Below are 24,012 nucleotides of genomic sequence, written 5' to 3' on the forward strand. Positions count from 1 at the left end.
AGGTTGTGAACAATATGAGAACAATCAGGCATCAGAGAGCAGAGGAGGTTACCATGCTGAAGGAAGTGAAAAACATCTTCGCCCGGTCGTCCACGCTGGTGGAGGACGCGATCGGCACCGCTGCTATCTTCGCACTTTTGATTGTCGGGCTGCATCTGCTGCCCGCGACGGTTTGATCCCGTCACGTCTTTGAGTTTCTGCCTGCGATCTGACTATCGGCTCGCATCGACCCCAAGCGATGCCCGCGTCACTGTCCCGACGCATCTTGCCCATCAGATACGCGACTGCCGCCGCGAGCCATGCTCGTGGCGGTTTTTTTATGCGCAATCAGGGCTTTGCTGCGTCCAGCAGGGCCGCGATGCTGGCATCCAGCGCCAGCAGGATCGAGGCGTGGCGATTGGTGTAATCGCGGGCAGGGGTCAGCACCTCATAGGCAGGAAAAGGCGGGGGGGCACCTGTGGTCAGCATGGCCGCAAGCCCCGCCCGCGCGCTTTGCAATTCGGGCAGATTACGCCCGATCACCTCATCGCCGAGGATCGCCGCCGAGGCCTGACCAAGCGCGCAGGCCCGCACCTCTTGCGCGAATTGGGTGATGCGACCGTTCTCCGCCATGACATCGACGGTGATGGTCGAACCACAAAGCGGCGCGCGGCATTTCGCGCTTCCATCCGGGGCGGGCAGGCGGCCCTGATGCGGGATATTGGCGGCCAGTGCCAGAATCCGGCCGGAATAGAGTTTCACCAGATCGTCGCTCATCGCTTTTCTCCGCCGCCTGAAGCGCCTAGATAAGCGGCGATCCCCGGATTTGCAAAGGAGCCGCGTATGGCCTTCGATCCCGCCAGCCTGAAATATGACGCCCATGGGCTGATCCCGGCCATCGCCCAGGACTATGCCACGGGCGAGGTGCTGATGATGGCCTGGATGAATGCCGAAAGCCTTGCCCGCACACTGGCCGGCGGCAATGTCACCTATTGGTCACGCTCACGCCAGGCGTTCTGGGCCAAGGGCGAGACTTCGGGCCATGTGCAGCGGCTGGTGGAATTGCGGGTGGATTGCGACCGTGATTGCCTGCTGCTGAAGGTGACGCAGGAAGGGCCGGCTTGCCACACCAACCGGCGCTCGTGCTTCTATACGCTGGTCGAAAACGGTGTGGAGCGCATTACAGCCGATCCAATGTGTTGAGGCGCGCCGCCGTCTCTGGCAGGCGGGCGAGACTGCGCCCGATATGGTCACGCCATTTCGGGCCGCGCGCCATCGCACCGGCATAGGCCTCGGCCAGCTCATCTGGGCGATCCTCGGCCAAGGCGGCAATCAGGAAGGCGGCCTGACGGCGGTCCTTTTCGGATTTAAGCGCATCCGGCCCGCCGCGCCGCCGGTCGGCCACGATCAGCTTGTGGATCGCAAAAGCCTCCGGTCGCGGGATCTGGATCAACACGCCGGAGCGATACAGAAGTGCCGCAGGGATCGGCTGCGCGATCAGGTAATTCAGGAAATGCAGCGACTGTGCCGAGACCCCGAGCGCGGGCAGTGGACGGATATCCTCCTCGGGCCGGAAGGAGGGGGTCAGGAATTCGACCAAGGTGCCGGAACTGCTTTGCCGCCAGCGCCAGACGGCGCTGTCCTGCAGGGATGGCACGGGATCAAAGGCAAGGCCCCGAAACGTCTCTGCCAGATCCTCCTCGACATGATCCCCAAGTGCGACAGAGAGGCGTTCAAACGAGGCAATGTCGAGATCATCGGTTTGCGCCATGGCGTCGATGCCGTAGCGCAGACCCAACTCCATCTCGTAAAGCCGGAAGGCCTGCGTGCCGACCACCGTGCCGCCGAGCCGGAACACCCCATTGCGCGCCAGCGCCGACAGAAGCGCGCCGGTCATCCGGTCGGCCATGGGTGCCCCCTCGGCGCGCAGCAGACGGATCAAGCGGCTGCGTTCGCGGCTGCGGGCCTCGGCTTCGGCTTGCAGGGCGGTGTGACGGGCGATCCTGTCGCGCAGCTCCGGGCTGTCCTCACCGATATAACGGTTCTGCACCGAGGATCCGAGGCGGAAAAGATCATACCAGTAGGCCTTCCCGCCACGCTCCACCAGATGGGGCTTGCCAAGGATTGCGCTGGTGCCATCGTCACGCAGCAGGCGCTTCAGGTCGAGATAGGCGCTATGTGCGATCAGGGAATGCGGTTGGGTCATGGTGTGTTCGACAATGGATGATCATGTATAGCATGGATCGTGCTATACTCCAATCGTATATGTATAGCAGGCGTGTGCTATACTGTAGATTCCTGCGTATAGCATGACTCAGCCCAAAGAAAAACCGCGCGAAGGTTGCCCCTCGCGCGGTTTCAGGTCTGTCGGTGCGATCACTCGTCCGAAGCGGCAGCGCCGACTTCGTCGAACAGCTCGGCGATCTCGAACTCGGCCGCGGCTTCTGCCTCGGCTGCCAGTTCCTGGATCGATTTGCCCGAGGCTTGCAGCTCGGCTTCTTCAACCGAACGCGCGACATTGATGGTCACGCGGACGCTGACTTCCGGGTGCAGCACGACGCTGACCGAATGCAGACCGAGGTCCTTGATCGGACGGTCGAGCACGACCTGGCCACGGGCCACGGTGAAACCGCCCTCGGTCGCGGCTTCCGCCACGTCGCGGGTGGTGACCGAACCGTAAAGCGCACCGGCGTCGGAGGCCGAACGGATGACGATGAAGGCCTGGCCGTCGAGCTTTTCGCCCACGACTTCGGCTTCTTTCTTCGTTTCCAGGTTCTGCACTTCGAGCTGGGCCTTGCGGGCCTCGAAGCTCTTGATATTGGCGTCGGTCGCGCGCAGCGCCTTGCCTTGCGGCAGCAGGAAGTTCCGGCCGTAGCCGTCCTTCACCTTCACCACATCGCCCATTTGGCCAAGTTTGGCCACGCGCTCAAGAAGGATGACTTGCATGTTCGTCGCTCCTTATTTCACGGCATAGGGCAGCAGGGCGAGGAAGCGGGCACGTTTGATGGCTTGCGCCAGCTCACGTTGCTTCTTGGCCGAGACTGCGGTGATGCGCGACGGCACGATCTTGCCACGCTCGCTGATGTAGCGTTGCAGCAGACGCACGTCCTTGTAGTCGATCGCCGGAGCATTCTCGCCCGAGAAGGGGCAAACCTTGCGGCGGCGGAAGAAGGGTTTATTCGCCATGATGAGGTCCTTTCCCTGTCAGATCAACGACGACGGTCGCCGCCGCCGAAGCTGCGCTCACGACGTTCGCCGCGCTCGCCCTCGGGACGGTCGCCACGGTCACCGCGCTCGCGCTCGTCGCGCTTTTGCATCTGGACGGACGGGCCTTCGACATGGGCGTCGACCTTGATGGTCAGCACGCGCATCACGTCATCATGCAGGCGCATCAGGCGTTCCATTTCCTGAACGGCAGCGGCAGGCGCGTCCGATTTCAGGAAGGCGTAATGGCCCTTGCGGTTCTTGTTGATCTTGTAGGCCATCGTTTTGACGCCCCAGTACTCGTTTTCAACGACTTTGCCGCCGTTATCTGCGAGGACGGTGGAGAAATGTTCGATGAGGCCTTCAGCCTGCGCGTTGGACAGATCCTGACGCGCGATCATGACATGCTCGTAGAGAGGCATGTAAGCTCCGTATATAAGGCGCATTTCATAGGGCGGGCCTTTGGCCTTCCACGGCCCGTCCACGAGAGGCTGCGCCGGTTCATGGGTTTGCGGAAGGATACGCGCCTATACACGCGCGCACCCTCTGTCGCAAGCCTTATGCGCGCCTGGCCGGGCTTGTGCAGCGTTTCGGCGGGGATTGGCGCATGGTGCGGGCATGTCAGCCGCTATCGGCGCTTTGCTATGGCATATCAAGCGGCATTCGGCTTTGGCTGGGGGCAAGTCAGGAACCCGAAGCGTGGTTATGCGTTGGGTCAGGCGAATCGTGAAAGGACTGCCTATGAGACGGCTTCTCATCGCAACCACCGCGCTTTCTGTGGCGCTTTCCAGTATCAATCCAGGCTTGGCGCTGGCCGAGTCCAATCCGGGGCAGGTCTGCCCGGCGATGCCCGATGGCAAATGCGGCCCCGATTTCAGCAAGCCCGCCAAGAAGCCCGCAAAGCCCGCGGGCGAGGCAGCAGGCAAGAAGCCGGCCAAACCCGCCGAAGGCAAGCCCGCCAAGCGCAAGGGAGAGGGCAAGCCCGCGGAAGGCCAGGGCAAACCGGCGAAACCGGCGGGCGAAGGCGCGGGCAAGAAGCCCGCAAAACCGGCTGATGGGGCAAAGCCCGCCAAGCGCAACGGCGCAGGCAAGCCTGCCGAGGGGCAGGCCAAGCCCGCGAAACCTGCGGGTGAGGGCAAACCGGCCAAGCCCGCCAAGCGCAACGGCGAAGGCAAGCCCGCCGAAGGTCAGGCCAAACCCGCGAAACCCGCAGGTGAGGGCAAGCCTGCCAAGCCCGCGAAACCTGCCGAGGGTCAGGCCAAGCCCGCAAAGCCCGCCGCCAAGCCGCAAGAGGCCAAGCCCGCGCGCCCGGAAGGTCCGTCTTTCGCGCTGCCCGAGGGGCAACGCGCCTCTGGTCAGGCCGAGGCTCCGGCCCGCAAGCCGCGCCCGCTTGATCCGCCGGCCAAGGATGCGCAGACTGCGCTGGACGATATTTTCGCACAGCCCGCGCCTAAGCGCGGCCAGGATGGCAAGCGTGCCCAGGAAGGGCAGGCTGCGGCCCGCGATCAGCAGGATGCGCCGCGCCGCAAACCTGCCGCAGCCCTGGCTGAAGGCAAGGGGGACCGCGCCCGTTCCAGCGAGGATGGCAAGCCCTCGGGTGCGCGCAAGCGCATCACCCGCGATGACGTGCGGCGTTCTGACCAGGACTTCTCTGCGCTGTTTGCACAGCGCGATCAGGCTGACCGTCCGGGTCAGGCACCCAGTGAGCCGCAGGCGAAGAAAAAGAAAGGTGGCCTGTCCGATCTGGAGAAAGCCGGTCTTGTCGTGTTGGGGGCTCTGGCGGTCGGCGCGCTGATGAAGAATGGCGACCGTGTGGTGTCCAACAGCGGCGACCGTGTGGTGGTCGATCGCGGCGACGGGCGCTATGTCGTGCTCAAGGATGATGACACGCTGCTGCGCCAGCCCGGCACCGATGTCGAAACCGAGAGCTTTGTCGATGGCTCCACCCGCACCACGGTCTATCGCGCCGATGGCAGCCGGGTGATCACCGTGCGCGACGCCGCCGGGCGGGTGTTGCAACGGGTGGCGGTGGATCGCGCCGGCCGCGAGACGCTGCTGATCGACGATCTGGCGCGAGAGGTGCGCCCGGTTGATGTGACGACGCTGCCGCGCGCGGTGCCGCGTCAGGTGTCGGTGTCATCTTCGGATCAGGATGCGGCGCTGCGCGCGGCCCTGGCCCGGGCGCAGACCGAAGAACTGGGGCAGAGCTTCACACTGCAACAGATCCGCGACTATCCGCAGGTGCGCGCATTGGCCCCGACCATCGACGTGGAAAACATCGGCTTTGCCAGCGGATCTGCCGCGATCGACCCGGCCGAGGCGCGCAAGCTGTCGGCGCTTGGGACCTTCATGGCCGATACGATCCGCGCAAACCCGGCCGAGATGTTCCTGGTCGAAGGCCATACCGATGCCGTGGGCGATGCCGCGATGAACCTTGCCTTGTCGGACCGCCGGGCGGAAAGCCTGGCATTGGCCCTGACCGAATATTTCGGGGTGCCGCCGGAAAACATGGTGGTGCAAGGCTATGGCGAGGGCGAGTTGCTGATCCCGACGGAGGCCGCAGAGGTGCAGAACCGCCGCACAGTTGTGCGGATGATCTCGCCGCTGCTGGCGCGTGACTGACGCCGCAGACCAGATCGCAATATGAGAACGGGGGCCGCAAGGCCCCCGTTTTCGTTCTGGTCATTCGTTTCGGTGATTGCGCTTATTTCGGCGCGATCATCATCACCATCTGGCGGCCCTCAAGCTTGGGCATCGACTCGATCTTGCCGGTCTCGGTCACGTCGGCGGCAACCCGGTTCAGCAGTTCAAGGCCAAGTTGCTGGTGCGCCATTTCGCGGCCCCGGAAGCGCAGGGTGATCTTCACCTTGTCGCCTTCGCCAAGGAATTTCTGCACGGCGCGCATCTTCACATCGTAATCGTGGTCATCGGTCCCGGGACGGAACTTGATTTCCTTGATCTCGATGATCTTCTGCTTCTTGCGCGCCTCTGCCTCGCGCTTCTGGGTCTCGTATTTGAATTTGCCGAAATCCATGATCTTGCAGACCGGCGGCTCCGCATTGGGCGAGATCTCTACCAGATCAAGCCCGGCTTCCTCTGCCATCGCCAAGGCGCGCGCCGGGGTCACGACACCCACATTCTCGCCATCGGCGCCGATCAGGCGGATTTCAGGAGCGCGGATACGTTCGTTCACACGGGGGCCCGTCTCGCGCTGCGGCGGGGCGTTGTGGGGTCTGCGGGCTATGGCTGTGATCCTTCTTGCCATGAAATTCCGGCGCAAAATAGTGCTGCACCGCGCCCATTTCAACCGGAATCGCCATGATTTCAGGGGGGATCGGGCATTCGGCTGTCATTGAATCGTGATTTCGCGGGGCGTGGCGGTGCGCCTGATGCGGAAATGGGTGAATTCCCCCCGGAAATCACCGGAAAGCCCTTTCAATCTTGCGCCGTGACTGCCATCTGAATGCCAGCCGTGCGGTGAAACACGGGTCTGGATTGGAGTATCACATGAACAGCAAGGTCATCATCGGTGGGGTCGTGATCGCGGCAGCGGCTGCGGGCTATTACCTCTACGGACAGAATGCCGGCCAGGTGGCGCAGGAAGCGACCCAGGCCGCCACCGAAGCTGCGGGCGCTGCGACCCAGGCGGCACAGGATGCAACGACCCAGGCCGCGACCGCGACCGAGGCGGCGGCTGATGCCGCGCAAGGCGCAGGTGAGGCGGCCGTGACTGCCGCCACCAATGCCGCCGAGGCCGCAGGGGCCGCCGCGAATGAGGCCGCCACCGCCGCAACCGATGCCGCTTCGGCCGCAACCGAAGCCGCCTCCGAGGCGGTGAATGATGCCGCGAATTCCGTGGGCGATGCCGCCTCGCAAGCGGCAACCGATGCCGCCGCCGCCGCAACTGCCGCAGCCTCTGCTGCAGGCGAGGCAGCCAGCACCGCGGCGGATGCCGCCAGCACCGCAGCCACCGCAGCGACCGAGGCTGCGGGCGACGCCGCTGCCGCCGTCGGCACCGCCGTCGATGATGCGGCCACCGCCGCAGGCGCGGCTGCCACTACGGTGACCGGGGCTGCGACCGAGGCCGCGAATGATGCCGCAGCCACCGCAACGGCGGCCGCAAGCGAGGCCTCGGCCGCTGCCGCCGATGCGGCCGCTGCCGCCGACAAGGCCGCGACCGATACGCTTTCGGTGCTGGACCCGGCAAACTTTGACGCGGCCAAGGTGAACGCGCTGATCGACGCTGCGACGACGATCGATGACAGCACCAAATCCGTGCTGAAGGCCGCCGTCGATGGCGCAGCCAAGAGCCCCGCGCTGGTCGATGCGGCGCTGAAGCAGGTCAAGACCGCGCTCGGTCTCTGATCCAGCCGGCAGGGCAAAAGAAGACGCCGCGAGGAAACTCGCGGCGTTTTTCCATATTGCGTCTGATGGTCCGGTGTCTTCTGGCGGCAGGACAGGCAACCGATGCGGGGCCTGTCTGCGCAGCTTCAGATGCCGTCGCCGACAAAGGCCTTTTCGACCACATATTCGCGCGGTTCAGAATTGGCACCTTCGCGCAGGCCGAAATTCTCCAGCACTTCCATGACATCCTTGTTGAAGGCAAGGCTGCCGCAGACCATGGCGCGATCGGTTGCCGGGTCCATCGGCGCAAGGCCCAGATCGGCAAAGACCTTGCCCGAGGACAGGTTGTCGGTGATGCGGCCCATATGGTGGAAATCTTCACGCGTGGTGGTCGGGTAATATTTCAGCTTGTCGCCGACAAGCTCGCCGATCAGCGGATCATCCTTCAGGCTTTCCACCAACACGCGGCCATATTCCAGCTCATCCACCGTGCGGCAGGTGTGCATCATGATGACTTCGTCGTATTTCTCGTAGGTCTCCGGCTCGCGCATCAGCGATGCGAAGGGCGCAAGCCCGGTGCCGGTGGCCAGAAACCAGATCCGCTTGCCAGGCAGCAGCGCGTCATGGACCAGCGTGCCCACGGGCTTGGGGCGCAGGATGATCTGATCGCCGGGCTGGATATGTTGCAGCTTGGAGGTCAGCGGACCTTCCGGCACCTTGATCGAATAGAACTCCAGTTCCTCATCCCAGGCGGGCGAGGCGATGGAATAGGCGCGCAGCAAGGGTTTGCCATTGTCGCCCATGAGGCCGATCATGACAAATTCGCCAGATCGGAAACGCAGCGAGGCCGGACGCGCGACGCGGAACGAGAACAGGCGATCCGTCCAATGCTTCACCGTGGAAACGGTCTGCGCATCGGGCAGGGTGACTTTGGCAGCATTTGTATCGGACACGGGTTTTTGCTCGGTCATGGTTTATCCCTTCCTGAATAGGTCAGCCGTGGACAGGAAGAAAGCACGAAATCAGGCGCGCAGGCGCGACTGATAATCATGGGCCTTCCAGTTGGCACGGAATTTCCACTGATCTTCAGGCTGGCGTTCGGCGAGCGCATCAGGGATTTCCACCGCGTCAAAGCCGACGCGGCGGGCCATTGCATATTGATCGGAGATGACTGGGCCAAGGGCGCGCAATTCGCCCGTGTAGCCCAGCATCCGCAAACGGCGTGCGATGGTGAAGGCGCGGCCGTCGCTGAAGGACGGGAAGGCCACGCGGATCAGCGTCAGTTGCGCCAGAAGCGGCTCCAGCGCGGTCGGGTCATCGGTATGGGCCAGATCGACGGCCGCGCCGGTGCCCAGATCGGCCAGGCCGGGGTTCACGGTGTCGGCGACAGGGGTGAAGCCGGTATCGGTGACGATCACGCTCATGCCGCGTTCTCCTCGGATTTGCCGGTGACGGCATTGCTGCGCACCGGCTTGCCATTGATGAAATGGATGCCGCATTCAGTTTTCTGGCTGCCGCGCCAGCGGCCCGCCCGCGGATCTTCGCCCGGCTTTACCGGGCTGGTGCAAGGCGCGCAACCGATGGAGGGGTAGCCCTTGGCGACCAGCGGATGCCGGGGCAGGCGGTTGTTGACGATATATTCCTCAAGATCCTCGCGGCCCCAATGGGCCAGCGGGTTGACCTTGATGCGTGTCTCGCCCTCGGCCTCGAAAAATTCGACCTCCTGCCGCGTGCTGCCCTGAAAGCGCTTGCGCCCGGTGATCCAGCCATCGAATTGCGACAGGGCGCGCTCCAGCGGCTCCACCTTGCGCACGGCGCAGCAGGCATCGGTGTTGAACTGATGCAGCGTGCCGTCCGGGTCCTCGAACTCCACCTTCTTGGGATGGGCGCGGATGGTGCGGATGTCGCAAAGCGCCAGCTTCTCGGCCAGCTCGCGCTGGTAATCCAGCGTTTCCTGAAACAGCATCCGCGTGTCGACGAACAGCACCGGGGTTTCCGGCGCGATCACGCTGACCAGATGCAACAGCACCACCGATTCCGCCCCGAAAGACGAAACAAGGGCCACGCGGCCAAGATCGGGGTCGCCAAGCGCGCGTTCCAGCACCGTCGTCGCGCCGTGATGGCGGTAGCGGCCGTTCAGCGCAGCGACCCGCTCGACCACAGAGCCAAGCGGACCATGCGATGTATCACGCGGCATCCTTCGCCCCTTCCGCCGGGTAAAGCGCGGCCTTGAACGGCGCGAGGCCGAGGCGGCGATAGGCCTGAAGGAAGGTTTCGGCCGGGCCGTCGCGATGTTCCAGATAGGCCTGAACAATGCGCTCGATGGCGGGGACGATTTCGTCATAGGCAAAGCCGGGGCCGGCGCGCTCGCCGATCACCGCCGTTTCGGTGCCGTCGCCACCCAGCGTGATCTGGTAGTTTTCCACGCCCGCGCGGTCCAGCCCGAGGATTCCGATATGGCCGACATGGTGATGCCCGCAGGCATTGATGCAGCCCGAGATCTTGATCTTCAGCGGCCCGATCTCGTGTTCCAGCTTCAGCTCGTCAAAGCGCAACGCGATCTGCTCGGCCACCGGAATGGCGCGGGCGGTGGCCAGTGCGCAGTAATCCATGCCGGGGCAGGCGATGATATCCGAGATCAGCCCGACATTGGCCGTGGCCAGCCCGTGCTGCGACAGGATCGCATGGATCTTGGGCAGGTCCGATTTGTGGACATGCGGCAGGATCACGTTCTGCTCATGGCTGATGCGCAGCTCGTCATGGCCGAACTGTTCGGCCAGATCGGCCAACACGCGCATCTGTTCGCCCGTGGCATCGCCCGGGGTCTTGCCATGCGCCTTCATGCTGACGGTCACGATGGCATATTGAGCATTGCGATGCTCGGCCAAGTTGGTATCGGCCCAAGCCCGGAACACCGGATCGGCCTTGTAGAAGGCGTCATAGGCATCCACCGGCGCATTGCGGAAGGCGGGCGGGGCAAAGGCCGCGCGGATATCGGCCAGCAATGCCTGGTCATGGCCACCAAACAGCGGGCGCAGTTCGGCAAAGCGCGCCTCGATCAACCGGGTGATCTCATCCTTGCCGGTCTCGTGCAGGGTGATCTTGATGCGGGCCTTGTATTTGTTGTCGCGCCGTCCCAGCGTGTTGTAGACGCTCAGCACCGCCTCGACATAGGGCAACAGGTCTTCGATGGGCAGGAATTCCCGCACCACCATGCCGACCATCGGCGTGCGACCCAGACCGCCACCCACCAGCACCTCGAACCCGGTGACGCCCTTGTCATTCTTCACCATGCGCAGGCCGATATCATGCGCGCGCGTCACCGCACGGTCATTGGGGCTGCCGGTGATGGCGATCTTGAACTTGCGCGGCAGGAACTGGAATTCCGGGTGGTCTGTTGACCACTGGCGCAGCAGCTCCGCATAGGGGCGGGGGTCTTCCAGCTCATCGGCGGCGGCACCGGCAAAGTGATCCGAGGTCACGTTGCGGACGCAATTGCCCGAGGTTTGGATCGCGTGCATCTCCACATCGGCCAGTGCCGACAGGATCGCGGGCACGTCGGGCAGTTTCGGCCAGTTGAACTGGATGTTCTGCCGCGTGGTGAAGTGGCCATAGCCCTTGTCCCAGGTCTCGGCGATCATCGCAAGCTGGCGCATCTGGCGCGGGTTCAGCGTGCCATAGGGGATGGCCACGCGCAGCATATAGGCGTGCAGCTGCAGATAGAGCCCGTTCATCAGGCGCAGCGGGCGAAATTCCTCTTCGGTCAGCGCGCCCTCTAGGCGGCGCTCCACCTGCTGCGAGAACTGCGCCACACGGCTGCGCACGAAGGCTTCGTCAAATTCGGAATAGCTGTACATGGCGTGGCTCTTCGGGTGCGTGGCGGATCAGGAGGGGGGCGGATCAGAGGGGCGGCTACGGTCAGGATGCGGGGGGCGCAGTCAGATCAGTTCGGCCTGTTTGCCAAGGAAGTAATTGGACGGGCCGCGGGTGCGGAACACTTCGCGGAAATGCGCAGGCTCCGGGCCGTTGGGGCCGGGTTTGGCATCAGCCAGATAGGCCCCGACCACGATCTTGCCCTGACCCATTGCATAGAGCAGGCGCAGCTGGGCATGGGCCTCGTCATCCAGATACTCGGCCTCCTGATGGCGGCGCGACCAGCGATTGTCGGCGGTCAGATAGACCACATCGCCCTCGACGAGCGCATTCGCGGTCACGACCTTGGGGGTGAAGCGGGCCATATGTGCCTCCGGGTTGAAAACTCTGACCAGTATATAGGATATTTTCCCATAATCCGGCCAGATACCCCTTGCAGATAAGGAAATATGTTCCATTGTGGCGTCGGAATGGGACATGGTTCTTGTCAGCATAGGAAAATCGGAATGACAGCCCGCCTGGACGAGATCGACCGGAAAATCCTTGCCGAGTTGCAGGAGGATTCCGGCCAGTCACTGGATGAAATCGCGCGCAAGGTCGGCTCCAGCAAGACCCCGGTCTGGAATCGGATCAAGCGCATGAAGGAAACCGGGGTGATCACCCGGCAGACCGCGATCCTTGACACCGAGGCGCTTGGGCTGGAGGCATGTTTCTTCGTGTTGATCCGCACCTCGGAACATGAGGCCGACTGGCAGCGCAAATTCCTGCAAACGTTGCGGGATCGCCCCGAAGTGCTGGAGGCGCATCGCCTGGCCGGGGATATCGATTACATCCTGAAAGTGCGGGTCAAAAACGCCCGCGCCTATGACCAGTTCTATCAGGCGCTGATCGCGCAGGTGAAGATCCACAACGTCACCGCGCTGCTCAGCATGGAAGAGATCAAGTCGACCACGGCCCTGCCGTTGTAAGGCCGAAGGCGCGCGCCAAAGAGGGGGGCTTTGCGCCCCCCGCCTCCGTGCCGGAGGCGCCCCCCGCAGGATATTTTTGAACAGATGAAATGGGGGCGGATCTGTCCGCTCACCTGTTTTCAAATATCCCCCGGGGTGAATGGGGCCGTAGGGCCCCAGAGGGGGCGGGTAGCCCCCTTTTCTCAATCGCGCGGGCGTGATGGAACATGGCCTGCGCCGCGTTCAATCTGCCCGCACCATCAGGCGCGTCAGCCCGTGGAAATGGTAGACATCGCCATAGACCGGCGCTTCGGTCAGCCGCAGTTTCGGCAGGCGGTCAAACAGGATCGGCAGCGCGATCTGCAATTCCATCCGTGCCAGCGGCGCGCCGACGCAGAAATGCACGCCCGCACCGAAGCTCGCATTGGGTTTGACCGGGCGGCCGGGGCGGAACGTATCTGCATCCTCCCACACGCCCGGATCACGGTTGGCGGCGGCCAGCAACAGTTGCAGCTCGGTGCCCTTGGGGATCAGGGTGCCCATCACCTCGATATCCTCATAGGCCCAGCGGGTGAAGATATGCAGCGGCGGATCGAAGCGCAGGGTTTCTTCCACCGCGGCCTCGATGGAATTGGGGCCAAGTGCCGCAAGCGGGGTCGCGGTTTCCAGCAGCGTTTTCACCCCGTTGCCGATGCTGTGCACCGTGGCCTCATGCCCGGCATTCAGCAGCAGGATGCAGGTGGTGATCAACTCATCGGTCGACAGCTTCTCCCCCGCCTGTTCCGCCGCGATCAGGGCGGAGATCAGATCGTCGCGCGGCGTGCCGCGGCGTTCCTCCACATAAGACCGCATGAAAGCCACGAAATCCTCGGTCGCCTGTACTGCCCGGTCTTCGCGCGCGCGGTCGCGGCCCGCCATATACATGCCGACCATCGCATTGGACCAGCGCAGCAGGTCGTCGCCCATCTCCTCGGGCACGCCCAGCAGGCGGGCAATGACGGTGACCGGCAGGCGTTGCCCGAAATGCTGCAGCAGGTCAAATTCGCCTGTTGGCAGGGCATCGACCAGATCATGACACAGTTGGGTGATTTCCGGTGCCAGTGCCGCGATCCGGCGCGAGGTGAAGGCGCGCAGCACAAGGCCGCGCAGCCTTGTATGGCGCGGCGGCTCCAGCTCCAGCATGGAATGCGCCTCGACCGCGTAGAAGGGTTTCAAGTGATCGGGGATCGGGCTTTGCCGATCTGCCGGCACCTCTCGGCCAAAGCGGCGGTCGCGGAAGATCGCGTTCACCGCCGCCGCATTGCCGGTCGCGATATGGCCGTAATCCTGCCAGTAGAAGAACGGCCCCTGCGCCCTTGCGCGCTCATAAAACGGATAGGGGTTCTGCACGAAACCCGGATCGGTCGGCGACTGGTGCAAGATGGCGAGGTCCGGCATGGGGCAATCCTGTGGTCAGACGGTCTTTGGCTTGCTGCGCTATCAGGCCGCAGCCGGGCGGTAAAGGGCGGGGCGGCTTTGCGCGATCAGCACCCCAAGCCCCACGATCAACGCGCCGAAGGTCTGGGTCCAGCTCCACTCCGCGCCCAGCAGGAAGGTGAAGATCATCACATAGAAGGGGGCGGCATTCAGGTGAAGCGAGGCAAGCCCGATGCCCAAGGGGCCGACGCCCGCAATCCACAGCAGTTGCGTCAGGGCAAGGCCGATCACGCCGAAGACCAGGAGCGCGGCCCCTTGTGTCCAGCCAAGCGCCGGCCATTGCGGCGCGGGCAGGCCGAACCCGGCTCCGATCAGCGCCAGCATCACCATCACGCCCGCCGCCCCGGCAAGGGTGATGGTGCTGCGGCCCAGCGGGCTCATCCCCGGCAGGCTGGTGATCGTCAGGCGCGAGCCAAGCGTGTAGAAGAAGACCGAACCGAAGGCCGCCAGTGCCCCAAGTCCAAATTCGACCTGACCCAGCGTATCCGACAGCGCGAAGACCCCGCCCGCCAGTGTCAGGCCAAGGCCAATCACCAAGGCGGGTGTGATGCGGCGGCCGTCAAACAGCGTTTCCAGCGTGATGCCGATGATTGGCGAGGTGGCCGAGATCACCGCGACGGTCACCGCATCGGTGCGGGCCTGCGCGACGACGATCAGAAGGCCCGGCAGGCCGAGCATGACAAGTCCGATCAATGTGCCACGCCACCACGGCGCGCGGCCGAGTGTGGGCGCGCCTTCGACCATCAGCCAGAACGGCACCAGCATGATTGCGGCCACGCCAAGTCGCGCCGCAGCCAGGGGCAGGGGCGGAACAAGCCCGATCAGCAGATCGGCCGCGGGCAAGCCCATGGCCCAGGCGATCATCGACAGCAGGCAGAACAGGTTGGCCCGGAAAGCCGACATGGAAGCAGGCGCGGTGGAGGCAGGCGACATGGAAACAGGCGACATGGCAGACCCTCATCGCGCGACATATGCCGTGACGATGCTGGGCAATCTGGTCCGGGGCTTTGTCATCTGCGACGGATTCTGTCGCGGTTGAGCTGCCGATTGCGGCGGGTCAACCCGCAGATCAGGCCGAAAGCGCCGCGACGATGGCACCGAAATCGGCGGCCTTCAGGCTGGCCCCACCCACCAGCGCGCCGTCGACATTGGCCAGTGCAAAGATCTCTGCCGCATTCGAGGGTTTGACCGAGCCGCCGTAAAGCAGCCGCACGCCTGTGGCCTGATCGCCGATCCGCGCCGCCAGTTCGGCACGCAGAAAGGCATGAACTTCGGCAATCTCGTCCAGCGTGGGGGTGCGGCCGGTGCCGATGGCCCAGACGGGTTCATAGGCGATGACCACGTTTTCGGCCGTGACCGCATCGGGAACCGATGCCTTCAACTGTGCGCCGACCACGGCCAGGGTCTGGCCGGCATCGCGCTGCAATTCGGTCTCACCGACGCAGACGATGGCGATCAGCCCCGCGTCCAAGGCGGCCTCGGCCTTGGTGCGCACCTCTTCGTCGCTTTCGCCGTGATCGGCGCGGCGCTCGCTATGGCCAAGGATGACATAGGTGGCACCGGCATCCTTCAGCATCGCGGCAGAAATGTCGCCGGTATGTGCGCCCGCGGCCTTGGCGTGGCAATCCTGCCCACCGATGCGCAGCGCAGAGTTGCGCGCGGCCCAGTTCATCTGCGCGATCAGCGTGGCGGGCGGGCAGAGCAGCATCTCGCAGGTCGGATCGGGATGCGCGGACAGCAGCGCCGTCACCTCGGACAGTGCGGCCGCATTGCCATTCATCTTCCAATTGCCTGCTGCCAGTTTGCGCATCGCGATCCCCCGCTTGTCTGGTGTCGCGGCAGTTATGGCAGGCGCGGGCGGTAAGGAAAAGTCCCCAATCCCGCGTCACGCCGGATCGGGCGTGGGATCGGGGATAGGGCCCAACCCCGCATCAGGCGCGATCCCCCGCAAGCCCTCCGCGATGCGCAGCCCGATCCGGCCTCAGGCCGTCGGCTGGTCCTTGAACTTGATGGATTCCCCGCAGCCACAAGCCTCGGAGACATTGGGGTTGTTGAACTTGAACGCGGCTTCCAGCGCGGAAATCTGATAATCGATTTCGGTGCCGAACAGGAACATCTGCGCCATGGGCGCGATCATGACCCGCGCGCCATCCTGTTCAACCACTTCGTCCAGCGGATTCACTTCGGTCACATAATCCATGGTGTATTCCATGCCCGCGCACCCGCCCTTCTTGATGCCGATGCGCAGACCCTGCGAACCCTGCTTGGTCATCAGTCGCGCGATCTGCTTGGCGGCGGCGGGGGTGATGGTGACGGCCTGCTTGCCGGGGATGCCGAACATGGGATGGTCCTTATGCTATGGCACAAAGATAGGATTTCGCGCAGGGGGCCTCAAGGGGGCGTCGCGCTTTGCCGGGGGATTTGTGGCGAACACCCCTCGCGCATTCGCCCCTGCGTGCATTGCCCTTGGCGGCAACGCTTGCCCGTCTCATCGGATCGGCTGATCGGATTGCCCGATCAGGCCGGGCTTAGATCTGGCAGGGCTTACATGAAGCCAAGTTCCAGCCTGGCCTCATCCGACATCATCTCCATGCCCCAGGGTGGGTCAAAGGTCATGGCGACCTGAACCGATTTCACGCCGGGCACGGATTCGACCGCATCGCCGACCCAACCGGGCATTTCGCCCGCGACGGGGCAACCCGGGGCGGTCAGGGTCATCACCACATTCACATCGCCTTCTTCGGCAATCTCGACGGTATAGACCAGGCCGAGGTCATAGATATTGACCGGAATTTCCGGGTCAAAGACCGTGCGGCAGGCTTCCACCACGCTGTCATACAGCGGATGTTCGGTGGTGGAGGGCTTGATGAGCGGGGCGCCTTCCAGCGGCAAGGTTTGCTCGGTCATGTCGGGTCTCGCGCTTGGTTGAGCGTTTATATAGGGAATGGCGGGCCCAAGGTCCAGTGGGCGTGGTCGGGTTGGGCCAACTGTTCTGCCCGGTCACAACAGCCGCGCGGCAAGACCGCTGCGGCGCAAGGCCCAGACCCCAAGGCAGGACCCCAGGACGGCAATGGACCAGACCGCCGGGCGATAGGCCGGGTCGGTCAGGAAGGTATGGCGCAGCAGCAGCGCGACAAAGGCCACATGCAGGAAGTAGATCCCGCTGGCGTAATCGCCAATGGTGCGGCCCGTCATGCCGCCGGGCCATTGCAGCGCGGCGATCATCAGCGCGGGGGCGGCGAGTGTCAGGCTCAGCATCGTGTCATGCGCAATGCCGCGCGGGGCAATATAGCCCACAGCCAGGGATTCGACGGGGACCAGAAAAACTGCCAGCATGGCCACCATGAGCACCGGGCCCCGCGGCAGAGTTGCGGCCAGATCCAGCCGCCGGATCAGCATTCCGATCAGCATGTAAGGCAGGCACAGCGTCAGCGCATTGCGATGCGCGGGCAGCGGATCCTGCCACCAGGGGCTTTCGATACGGAACATATCGAAGGACTGGCCGTAAAACAGCGCCAGCCCGAGGCCGAGACACCCCGCCGCCAGCAGCGCCAGATGCCGGGGCGACCAGCGGGCGATCGGCAGGATCAGCGCGGTGGCCAGTGCCATGCCCGACAGATACCAAAGATGCCAATAGCCGAAGACCAGCATCCTCAGGTTCTGCCACCAGTTTTGCGCCATCAGCGCGGTCCAGTAGATCGGCAGATAAAGTGCCATCCAGATGAGATAGAGCGTGACCGCGCGGCGCAAGGTGGCAAGGCCGCGCCCCTTGGTCAGCGCGGCCTGCAGGAAATAGCCGTTCAGCAGCAGGAAGATCGGCACCGCCAGCCGGTAAAGCCCCTCGCCGGTGATCAGCATCGCGGTGCGGCCCAGCTCGCGGAAGGGGTTGGCATGGATGCCCACCACCATCAGCGCGAGGAGCAGCTTCAGCAGATCAACGGCGCGGCTGCGCCCGGCGGCTGACATGGTCTTGCCGCTCAGAACGGGATTTCGTCATCCATGTCGCTGCGGCCACCGGAATTGCCCCCCCCGGAATTGCCGCCGCCATAGCCGCCCGAATTGCCGCCGCCATAACCGCCACGGCCGCCACCCGAATTGCCGCCACCATAGCCGCCACGGCCACCGCCGGAACTTCCGCCCGAGCCGCCCTCGTAATCGCCGCCGCCCTGGTCGTCATAGCTCGGCCCGCCGCCGCCATCGCCGCGCCCGCCCAGCAGCGTCAGTTCGCCACGGAACTGGCGCAGCACGATTTCGGTCGTGTAGCGATCCTGCCCGGACTGATCCTGCCATTTGCGGGTTTCCAGCGCGCCCTCGATATAGACGGTGGAGCCTTTGCGCAGATATTGCATGGCGATCTTGCAGAGGTTTTCGTTGAAGATGGCGACCGAATGCCATTCGGTGCGCTCTTTCCGTTCTCCGCTGTTGCGGTCGCGCCAGGTTTCGCTGGTGGCGATGCGCAGGTTCACCACCTTGCCGCCGTTCTGGAAGCTCCGCTCCTCGGGGTCGCGCCCGAGATTGCCGACGATGATGACCTTGTTGACGCTGCCCGCCATGGCGACCCCCTGATTCCGCGTGTTGCGGGCCAGTTTTACCTGAACTGGTAAAGCAAATCTTGACCCTTCAGGCCATTCCTAGACCTGTATGAAGGCTCCGTCTAGCAGGGGGTGCGGGGGCTGGCAACGACCCGAAGGCCGGTTCCCATGGTATGGCCGCTGCGGGCGGGAAGCTGCCGGGTCGGGCCGGCCTGGGCGGAAAAACGCTGGCAGGGCAGGGTGAAATCGGTATAGTTCCGCCCGAAGATCAAGAATTGCCTATGGTGACGAATGCGGCGGAAGACGATTGTGATGGCGGCTGCGGCAGCCTTGGCCCTGATCGGCCTGGGGGCGGCACCATCGGCAGCCGAGGGGCTGCGTCTGTCGGGATCGACGAAATCGCGGGCCGGTCTGTTCAGTTCGCAGACCGCGCTGCTCGACGGGCGACTGGCCAAGCAATATGCGGGTTCGAGCCGGTTGAAGCCGGGCAAGCCCAAGCTGGAAGAGGCGAGCGCGCAGGTTGTCGCGCCGGCCTATCGCGGGGCATACAAGGGGCAATATCTGGCAGTCGCCAAGGAAATGGCCCGCAAACATGGCGTGCCGGAAGATATGTTCCTGCGCCTCGTGCAGCAGGAAAGTGGCTGGAACCCCGGCGCTGTCTCGCCGAAAGGTGCGACCGGCCTTGCCCAGCTGATGCCCGATACCGCGCGCTATCTGAAGGTCGATATCAACGATCCGCATCAGAACCTTGAGGGCGGGGCGCGCTACCTGTCGATGATGTATGGAAAATTCGGCAACTGGCGCCATGCGCTGGCCGCCTATAATGCCGGGCCGCTGGCGGTGGAAAAGCATGGCGGCATCCCGCCTTACGCCGAAACCAAGAATTATGTGAAAGTGATCCTGGGTGGCTGATCTGGCACCGCAGATTTGACTGGGCCAGAGATCTGTGCACCAGCGATACGCGCGTGCCAAGGATCTGATCGAAAACAAAAAGGGGGGCTGTCTGCCCCCCTTTGCCTTTCAGGCAAACTTCCCCCAAGGGAAATTGTCGCGAAAAAGAATGATGCGGGGGCTTCGAGGCCCCCGCCTGTCGTCAATTACTCCAGCGTGCCTTGCGCCGAGATGCGCGTCTTGCCGCCCAGATAGGGGTGCAGAACGGCCGGCAGTTCGACCGAGCCATCTGCCTGCTGGCCATTTTCCAGGACCGCAATCAGGCAGCGCCCGACAGCCAGGCCCGATCCGTTCAGCGTATGGACAAATTCGGGCTTGCCCTCGGCGCGGCGGAAGCGGGCATTCATGCGACGGGCCTGAAAATCCCCACAGACCGAGACCGAACTGATCTCGCGATAGGCGTTCTGGCCGGGCAGCCATACCTCCAGATCGTGGGTCTTGGTCGCGCCAAAGCCCATATCGCCGGTGCAAAGCACGATGGTGCGATAGGGCAGCCCCAACTTTTCAAGGATGTTCTGCGCGCATTCGGTCATGCGGGCATGTTCGGCAAGGCTGGTCTCGGGCGTGGTGATCGACACCATCTCGACCTTTTCGAACTGGTGCTGGCGCAGCATTCCGGTGGTGTCCTTGCCCGCCGACCCGGCCTCGGAGCGGAAGCATTGGGTATGGGCGGTCATGCGGATCGGCAGCGTCGCCTCGTCCAGCACATCGCCCGCCACGGTGTTGGTCAGCGTCACCTCGGAGGTCGGCACCAGCCACCAGCCATTGGTGGTCTGATAGCTGTCCTCGGCGAATTTCGGCAGCTGGTTGGTGCCATACATCGCCTCTTCCTTGACCAGAACCGGGGTCCAGGTCTCGGTCAGGCCATGATCATTCACATGGGTGTCGAGCATGAACTGCGCGAGCGCGCGGTGGACACGGATCACCGCGCCGCGCAGCACCACGAAGCGCGAGCCGGACAGTTTGGCCGCAGTCGCGAAATCCATGCCGGGCTTCACACCGGCAATGTCGAAATGCTCTTTGGGGGCGAAATCAAAGACGCGGGGGCTGCCCCAGCGATGGATTTCGACATTGTCCGCCTCATCCGTGCCCTCGGGCACTTCGGGAAGCGGGCTGTTCGGGATGGTCAGCAGCATGTCGCGGAGTTCCGCATCCTTGGCGCTGGCCTCATTGGTCATCGCGGCGACCTCGGCCTTCTTTTCAGCGACAAGGGCGCGCAGACGCTCGAACTCGGCATCATCGCCACGGGCCTTGGCAGCGCCCACCTCTTTGGAGGCGGCGTTTTGCGCGGCCTGCGCAGTTTCAGCGGCGCGGATCGCGTTGCGGCGCGCCTCATCCAGCGCCAGCACGGACGACGACAGCGGCGACAGCCCGCGACGCACCAGAGCGGCGTCGAAGTGTTCGGGATTTTCGCGGATCGCGCGGATGTCGTGCATGTTGTCACCATTGGCTTAATAGGTGCCCTTCTATGCATCATCGGGACAGGCGGGGCAACATCGCGGGCGCGGGTGGGCAATGCCGGGCAGGCGGGGGCAGGAAACCGCCACGATATGACGCCGATCTCGTGATCGGGGCGCGCCTTGCCATCAGCCCCTTGCATGGATAGGGTGCGCCACCAAATTGGGGCAGGGCTTGCCCCGATCCGACATATCAGACCCCGGCCCGACCGGACGAAAACAAGGACGCTCCATGTTCGTGACCCCCGCTTTCGCACAGGCCGCCGGTGGCGCCGGTGCTGCTTCGGCCTTCACCAGCTTCGTGCCGCTGATCCTGATCTTCGCGATCATGTATTTCCTGATGATCCGCCCGCAGCAGAAAAAGATGAAAAGCCATCGTGCGATGGTCGATGCGCTGCGCCGCGGCGATCAGGTGCTGACCCAGGGCGGCATCTTCGGCAAGGTGCAGAAAGTGCATGATGACGGCGTGCTTGACGTCGAGATCGCGCCGAATGTGGTCGTGAAGACCCCGCGTTCGACCATCGTTCAGGTCATGAACAAGACGGAACCGGCGGCCTAAGGCCCGCCGACAGACGGGACATCCAGGATGACCGATACGCCCCTGTGGAAAAGCATCGTGGTCTGGGGGCTTGTTGCCCTCAGCCTTCTTTATGCCTTGCCGAACGCCTTTTATGATCGGGTGGAGCGTCATAATGACGCTGTTGCCGCGATGGAAAAGGCCGATGGCAGCGCGACGCCGGAACAGGTGGCGGATCGGGCGCTCTGGCCCGACTGGCTGCCCTCGTCGATCGTGCCGCTTGGCCTCGATCTGCGCGGGGGGGCGCATCTTCTGGCCGAGGTGAAGGTGGCGGATGTCTATGCCGCCCGCATCGACGGCATGTGGCCCGAAGTGCGCGACGCCCTGCGCGACGTGCGCGATCAGGTCGGCAATGTGCGCCGCCAGCCCTCGCCGGAAGGCGTGCTGCGGGTCGCCATTTCCAACCCAGAGGGCATTCAGGTCGCGCTGGAAAAGGTGCGCGCGCTGGCGACCCCTGTGGTCAGCCTGACCGGGATGGGATCGAGCGATATCGAGGTCTCGCTGGATAATGGTGAGATCGTCGTTCAGCTTTCGCCTGCCGAGCGCGTGGCGACCGATCAGCGCACCGTGCAACAGAGCCTGGAGATCATCCGCCGTCGCGTGGATGAGGTCGGCACCCGCGAACCCACCATCCAGCGCCAGGGCGAGGACCGGATTCTGATCCAGGTGCCGGGCATCGGATCGGCGGCCGAGCTGAAAAGCCTGATCGGCACCACCGCGAAACTGGGCTTCCACCCAGTGACCCGGGTGACCGGCGACGCCGGCACCAAGCCGGGCGCGCGCGAGGAACTTCTGCCCGCGATGGACCAGCCCAACACCTATTACATCGTCGAGAAGACCCCGGTCGTCACCGGCGAGGAACTGACCAACGCACAGCCCGCCTTTGACCAGAACGGCCGCCCTGCGGTAGAGTTCCAGTTTGACGCGACCGGCGCGCGCAAGTTCGGCGATTACACCGCGAGCAATATCGGCAAGCCTTTCGCCATCGTGCTGGACCAGCAGGTGATTTCGGCCCCGACCATCCAGAGCCATATTCCGGGTGGGCGCGGCATCATCACCGGCCAGTTCACCGTCGAGGAAAGCACCGAGCTTGCGGTTCTGCTGCGCGCGGGTGCCTTGCCGGCTGAGATGACCTTCCTAGAAGAACGCACCATCGGCCCGGAACTTGGTGCCGACTCGATCCGCTCCGGCCAGATGGCGGCGGTTGTGGGCGCGGGCCTTGTCTCGGTCTACATGATCGCAAGCTACGGTCTGTTCGGCACCTTCACCATCATTGCGCTTGCGATCAACATCGCGATGATGTTCGCCATCCAGTCGGTGATCGGTGCCACGCTGACCCTGCCGGGGATCGCGGGGATCGTGCTGACCATGGGCATGGCGGTGGATGCCAATGTGCTGATCTATGAGCGGATGCGCGAGGAGTTGCGCGACGGCAAATCCCCCTTGGTCGCGATCCATGAGGGCTATGACAAGGCGCTGTCGGCCATCACCGATTCCAACGTGACGGCGATGCTGACCGCGATCATCATGTTCTTCGTGGGTTCCGGCCCGGTGCGCGGCTTTGCCGTCACCACCACGATCGGCATCGTCACCTCAATGTTCACCGCCGTTTATGTGACGCGGGCGATCATCTCGCTTTACATGGGCTTGCGTCGCCCCAAGACCATCATCGTGTGAGGTCGCATCATGGCATTTCGTCTGAAACTGGTTCCGACCCATACCAATATCGACTTCTTCAAGTGGCAATGGCTGACCTTCGGGGCATCGGTGGTGGCGGTGGTGGTCTCGCTGCTGGCGGTCGCCATCATGGGGCTGAACTTCGGCGTCGACTTCAAGGGCGGCACCACGATCCGGGTGGAAAGCACCCAGAACATCGACATCTCGGTCTACCGCGAGGCGACCGATGCGCTTGGTCTGGGCGAGGTCTCGATCACCGATGTGTTCGACCCCTCGTTCCGGCCTGACCAGCATGTGAAAATGCTGCGCGTGGCCCCGCAGGATGGCTATGAGGCGGTGACGCCCGAGGTCATCGAACAGATCGAGGCGGCGCTGCTGCAGGTCGACCCGGCCGTGACCTTCCCTTCGGTGGAATCGGTCGGCCCCAAGGTCTCCAACGAACTGATCTGGAAGGCGCTTGCCGCCGTGGCCATCGCCTCGACCGGGATCTGGATCTATGTCTGGCTGCGCTTTGAATGGCAGTTCGCTGTGGGCTGCGTCGCCGCCCTGATCCATGACGTGATCGTGACCGTGGGCTTTTTCGCGATCTTCCAACTGAAGTTCGACCTGACCATCGTGGCGGCGCTGCTGACCATCCTGGGATATTCGGTGAACGATACGGTGGTGATCTTCGACAGGCTTCGTGAGAACCTGCCGAAATACAAGCAGATGCCGCTGCGCGATCTGATGAACCTCACCACGAACGAGACGCTGTCGCGCACGGTGATGACGATGACCACCACGGCCCTGGCTTTGACGGCGCTGGTGATCTTTGGCGGCGACGTGATCCGGGGCTTTGTCTCGGCCATGCTGTTCGGCGTGTTCATCGGCTGTTACTCGACACTTTATGTGGCGAAGAACATCGTTCTGATGCTTGGCCTTGACCGCACCGAAAAGGCCAAGAAAGAGCGCAAACCCGGCGATCACGAATTCGCCAATATCGACGCCTGAGGGTG

General features: G+C 63.8%; 28 protein-coding genes. 9 read left to right on the forward strand and 19 right to left on the reverse strand.

The window, feature by feature from the left end; genetic code table 11:
* Positions 1–53: 53 nt before the first annotated feature.
* Positions 54–176 carry a hypothetical protein gene (locus GBJ34_RS21075; RefSeq protein WP_264177067.1) on the forward strand — a complete coding sequence of 41 codons (123 nt, stop codon included), beginning with the start codon at positions 54–56 and terminating at the stop codon, positions 174–176.
* 151 nt (positions 177–327) lie between these two features.
* Here GBJ34_RS21075 and GBJ34_RS10730 read toward each other — a convergent pair whose 3' ends face one another.
* On the reverse strand, positions 328–756 hold the full coding sequence (locus GBJ34_RS10730) for an iron-sulfur cluster assembly scaffold protein (RefSeq protein ID WP_151719264.1): 429 nt from the start codon (positions 754–756) through the stop codon (positions 328–330).
* Between the two features lie 66 nt (positions 757–822).
* On the opposite strand from GBJ34_RS10730, the gene hisI reads away from it, so the two are divergent.
* Positions 823–1,182, forward strand: coding sequence for a phosphoribosyl-AMP cyclohydrolase (hisI, locus tag GBJ34_RS10735; protein ID WP_151719265.1), 360 nt, complete (start codon positions 823–825; stop codon positions 1,180–1,182).
* Here hisI and GBJ34_RS10740 read toward each other — a convergent pair.
* The 4 genes from GBJ34_RS10740 to rpsF all read right to left on the reverse strand — a co-directional run bounded on the left by GBJ34_RS10740 (position 1,160) and on the right by rpsF (position 3,605).
* Entirely contained in the window at positions 1,160–2,185 is a 1,026-nt protein-coding gene (locus tag GBJ34_RS10740; protein ID WP_151719266.1) for a nucleotidyltransferase family protein, read from the reverse strand. The two genes, hisI and GBJ34_RS10740, sit on opposite strands and share 23 nt — an antisense overlap.
* 170 nt (positions 2,186–2,355) lie before the next feature.
* Entirely contained in the window at positions 2,356–2,925 is a 570-nt protein-coding gene (rplI, locus tag GBJ34_RS10745; protein WP_151719267.1) for a 50S ribosomal protein L9, read from the reverse strand.
* Between the two features lie 12 nt (positions 2,926–2,937).
* The gene (rpsR, locus tag GBJ34_RS10750) at positions 2,938–3,165 is read right to left on the reverse strand and encodes a 30S ribosomal protein S18 (RefSeq protein WP_151719268.1); all 228 of its coding nucleotides are present in this window, start codon (positions 3,163–3,165) and stop codon (positions 2,938–2,940) included.
* Between the two features lie 23 nt (positions 3,166–3,188).
* Positions 3,189–3,605, reverse strand: coding sequence for a 30S ribosomal protein S6 (rpsF, locus tag GBJ34_RS10755; protein WP_151719269.1), 417 nt, complete (start codon positions 3,603–3,605; stop codon positions 3,189–3,191).
* Positions 3,606–3,924: 319 nt separating this feature from the next.
* Here rpsF and GBJ34_RS21080 point away from each other — a divergent pair, with 319 nt between their 5' ends.
* Positions 3,925–5,805, forward strand: a complete 1,881-nt coding sequence (locus tag GBJ34_RS21080; protein ID WP_151719270.1) for an OmpA family protein — start codon at positions 3,925–3,927, stop codon at positions 5,803–5,805.
* Positions 5,806–5,887: 82 nt separating this feature from the next.
* Here GBJ34_RS21080 and infC read toward each other — a convergent pair whose 3' ends face one another.
* Positions 5,888–6,376, reverse strand: a complete 489-nt coding sequence (gene infC, locus GBJ34_RS10765) for a translation initiation factor IF-3 (RefSeq protein ID WP_264177068.1) — start codon at positions 6,374–6,376, stop codon at positions 5,888–5,890.
* A gap of 314 nt (positions 6,377–6,690) precedes the next feature.
* Here infC and GBJ34_RS10770 point away from each other — a divergent pair, with 314 nt between their 5' ends.
* Positions 6,691–7,548, forward strand: a complete 858-nt coding sequence (locus GBJ34_RS10770) for a hypothetical protein (RefSeq protein ID WP_151719271.1) — start codon at positions 6,691–6,693, stop codon at positions 7,546–7,548.
* Between the two features lie 125 nt (positions 7,549–7,673).
* On the opposite strand, the gene GBJ34_RS10775 is transcribed toward GBJ34_RS10770, so the two are convergent.
* From GBJ34_RS10775 to GBJ34_RS10795, 5 genes are all read right to left on the reverse strand, one after another.
* Positions 7,674–8,498 carry a ferredoxin--NADP reductase gene (locus GBJ34_RS10775; RefSeq protein WP_151719272.1) on the reverse strand — a complete coding sequence of 275 codons (825 nt, stop codon included), beginning with the start codon at positions 8,496–8,498 and terminating at the stop codon, positions 7,674–7,676.
* Positions 8,499–8,549: 51 nt separating this feature from the next.
* The gene (locus GBJ34_RS10780) at positions 8,550–8,951 is read right to left on the reverse strand and encodes a DUF934 domain-containing protein (RefSeq protein ID WP_151719273.1); all 402 of its coding nucleotides are present in this window, start codon (positions 8,949–8,951) and stop codon (positions 8,550–8,552) included.
* The gene (locus GBJ34_RS10785; protein ID WP_151719274.1) at positions 8,948–9,724 is read right to left on the reverse strand and encodes a phosphoadenylyl-sulfate reductase; all 777 of its coding nucleotides are present in this window, start codon (positions 9,722–9,724) and stop codon (positions 8,948–8,950) included. Before GBJ34_RS10785 ends, GBJ34_RS10780 begins: the two co-directional genes overlap by 4 nt.
* On the reverse strand, positions 9,714–11,384 hold the full coding sequence (locus tag GBJ34_RS10790) for a nitrite/sulfite reductase (RefSeq protein WP_151719275.1): 1,671 nt from the start codon (positions 11,382–11,384) through the stop codon (positions 9,714–9,716). Before GBJ34_RS10790 ends, GBJ34_RS10785 begins: the two co-directional genes overlap by 11 nt.
* Positions 11,385–11,465: 81 nt before the next feature.
* Positions 11,466–11,765 carry a DUF2849 domain-containing protein gene (locus GBJ34_RS10795; protein ID WP_151719276.1) on the reverse strand — a complete coding sequence of 100 codons (300 nt, stop codon included), beginning with the start codon at positions 11,763–11,765 and terminating at the stop codon, positions 11,466–11,468.
* A gap of 141 nt (positions 11,766–11,906) precedes the next feature.
* On the opposite strand from GBJ34_RS10795, the gene GBJ34_RS10800 reads away from it, so the two are divergent.
* Positions 11,907–12,368: an Lrp/AsnC family transcriptional regulator gene (locus tag GBJ34_RS10800; protein ID WP_151719277.1), complete on the forward strand. Its 462-nt coding sequence runs from the start codon at positions 11,907–11,909 to the stop codon at positions 12,366–12,368.
* Between the two features lie 222 nt (positions 12,369–12,590).
* Here the strand turns inward: GBJ34_RS10800 and GBJ34_RS10805 are convergent, their stop codons facing one another.
* The 7 genes from GBJ34_RS10805 to ssb form a co-directional block, all read right to left on the reverse strand.
* The gene (locus GBJ34_RS10805; protein ID WP_151719278.1) at positions 12,591–13,784 is read right to left on the reverse strand and encodes a cytochrome P450; all 1,194 of its coding nucleotides are present in this window, start codon (positions 13,782–13,784) and stop codon (positions 12,591–12,593) included.
* A 42-nt stretch (positions 13,785–13,826) separates the two neighbouring features.
* Positions 13,827–14,771, reverse strand: a complete 945-nt coding sequence (locus GBJ34_RS10810) for a DMT family transporter (protein WP_151719279.1) — start codon at positions 14,769–14,771, stop codon at positions 13,827–13,829.
* Between the two features lie 121 nt (positions 14,772–14,892).
* The gene (tpiA, locus tag GBJ34_RS10815) at positions 14,893–15,633 is read right to left on the reverse strand and encodes a triose-phosphate isomerase (RefSeq protein ID WP_151719280.1); all 741 of its coding nucleotides are present in this window, start codon (positions 15,631–15,633) and stop codon (positions 14,893–14,895) included.
* Positions 15,634–15,804: 171 nt separating this feature from the next.
* Positions 15,805–16,164, reverse strand: coding sequence for a HesB/IscA family protein (locus tag GBJ34_RS10820; protein WP_151719281.1), 360 nt, complete (start codon positions 16,162–16,164; stop codon positions 15,805–15,807).
* Between the two features lie 203 nt (positions 16,165–16,367).
* The gene (locus GBJ34_RS10825) at positions 16,368–16,730 is read right to left on the reverse strand and encodes an SUF system Fe-S cluster assembly protein (protein WP_151719282.1); all 363 of its coding nucleotides are present in this window, start codon (positions 16,728–16,730) and stop codon (positions 16,368–16,370) included.
* 93 nt (positions 16,731–16,823) lie between these two features.
* On the reverse strand, positions 16,824–17,789 hold the full coding sequence (locus GBJ34_RS10830) for an acyltransferase family protein (protein ID WP_151719283.1): 966 nt from the start codon (positions 17,787–17,789) through the stop codon (positions 16,824–16,826).
* 11 nt (positions 17,790–17,800) lie between these two features.
* A complete protein-coding gene (gene ssb, locus GBJ34_RS10835; RefSeq protein ID WP_151719284.1) occupies positions 17,801–18,376 on the reverse strand; it encodes a single-stranded DNA-binding protein in 576 nt (191 codons plus the stop codon).
* A 270-nt stretch (positions 18,377–18,646) separates the two neighbouring features.
* On the opposite strand from ssb, the gene GBJ34_RS10840 reads away from it, so the two are divergent.
* Positions 18,647–19,267 (forward strand): lytic transglycosylase domain-containing protein, encoded by a 621-nt coding sequence (locus GBJ34_RS10840; protein WP_151719285.1) that lies wholly within the window; start codon positions 18,647–18,649, stop codon positions 19,265–19,267.
* 185 nt (positions 19,268–19,452) lie between these two features.
* Here GBJ34_RS10840 and serS read toward each other — a convergent pair whose 3' ends face one another.
* Positions 19,453–20,742, reverse strand: coding sequence for a serine--tRNA ligase (gene serS / locus GBJ34_RS10845; protein ID WP_151719286.1), 1,290 nt, complete (start codon positions 20,740–20,742; stop codon positions 19,453–19,455).
* Positions 20,743–20,995: 253 nt separating this feature from the next.
* Between serS and yajC the strand changes: the two genes are divergently transcribed.
* Genes yajC through secF form a run of 3 tightly spaced genes read left to right on the forward strand, consistent with a single transcriptional unit; the run spans position 20,996 to position 24,007 of the window.
* Complete coding sequence (yajC, locus tag GBJ34_RS10850) at positions 20,996–21,322, forward strand: preprotein translocase subunit YajC (RefSeq protein WP_151719287.1); 327 nt, start codon at positions 20,996–20,998, stop codon at positions 21,320–21,322.
* Positions 21,323–21,349: 27 nt separating this feature from the next.
* Positions 21,350–23,017 carry a protein translocase subunit SecD gene (gene secD, locus GBJ34_RS10855; protein WP_151719288.1) on the forward strand — a complete coding sequence of 556 codons (1,668 nt, stop codon included), beginning with the start codon at positions 21,350–21,352 and terminating at the stop codon, positions 23,015–23,017.
* Positions 23,018–23,026: 9 nt separating this feature from the next.
* The gene (gene secF, locus GBJ34_RS10860; protein WP_151719289.1) at positions 23,027–24,007 is read left to right on the forward strand and encodes a protein translocase subunit SecF; all 981 of its coding nucleotides are present in this window, start codon (positions 23,027–23,029) and stop codon (positions 24,005–24,007) included.
* Positions 24,008–24,012 lie beyond the last annotated feature (5 nt).

It is taken from the genome of Gemmobacter serpentinus (assembly GCF_008973825.1).
Lineage (GTDB): Bacteria > Pseudomonadota > Alphaproteobacteria > Rhodobacterales > Rhodobacteraceae > Gemmobacter > Gemmobacter serpentinus.